The organism is Marinobacter iranensis (genome assembly GCF_029207565.1).
In the GTDB taxonomy this organism is placed as follows: Bacteria; Pseudomonadota; Gammaproteobacteria; order Pseudomonadales; family Oleiphilaceae; genus Marinobacter; species Marinobacter iranensis.
In genome coordinates this window covers 1-278 of sequence record NZ_JANCMW010000097.1, presented here as the reverse complement: position 1 = coordinate 278, position 278 = coordinate 1, and the positions used below count along the sequence as shown (strand labels likewise).

Annotated in this window: 1 protein-coding gene; it reads left to right on the top strand. The window is 68.7% G+C overall.

Going from position 1 to position 278, the window contains the following annotated elements; all coding sequences use genetic code 11:
* The coding region (locus NLU14_RS21590) for a hypothetical protein (protein ID WP_275710494.1) at window positions 1-278 on the top strand (278 nt) is incomplete at both ends.

Below are 278 nucleotides of genomic sequence, written 5' to 3'. Positions count from 1 at the left end.
CACCTGATCGCCGCCATCCCCGCCTTCGCGGGAATGACGGAATTGAAGTTGGGCCGGATCATTGCATCGCGCCTCTCGTTACGCGATCCAATGCCGATGCATACCGCCCCCGAAGCCCCGCCCGCTTCCCGCCGCCTGCCCTGGCCGGTCCTCGCCGCGGCGGGCCTCGCGCTGTTCCTCCTGGCGCTGCTCTGGTTCGGGCACGAACTGGTCGAGGGCGACGGCGCGGCCATGGACCGTGCGATCATGCTGCAATGCGGACGGACGGACATCCGATC